The 265-nt window shown below is 76.6% G+C and carries 1 protein-coding gene; it reads left to right on the forward strand.

Going from position 1 to position 265, the window contains the following annotated elements:
• Positions 1–92 precede the first annotated feature (92 nt).
• The coding region (locus tag H6A60_RS14120; RefSeq protein WP_369126661.1) for a glycerophosphodiester phosphodiesterase at positions 93–265 on the forward strand (173 nt) is incomplete at its 3' end.

Here is a 265-nt window from a genome sequence, read left to right on the forward strand (position 1 = left end):
GTCGGCGAGGCCGGCACCGTGACGCTCCGCGCGGTGCGGCACTACCGCGGCGGGGTCCTGGTGCCGGACGGCGCCACGGCGGGCGACGCGCGATGACGGCCGCGACCGCCCACCGCGGCGACTCCTCCCGGCAGCGCGAGAACACGCTGGCGGCCATCCTCTCGGCGGCTGAGGTCGGTGCCCGGACGGTCGAGGTCGACGTGCACGTCACGCGCGACGGCCAGGTCGTCCTCCTCCACGACGACACCTTCGAGCGCCTGTGGGG

Origin of the sequence: Sutterella massiliensis, from assembly GCF_016899755.1 — a bacterium.
GTDB classification, from domain to species: domain Bacteria; phylum Pseudomonadota; class Gammaproteobacteria; order Burkholderiales; family Burkholderiaceae_F; genus Sutterella; species Sutterella massiliensis.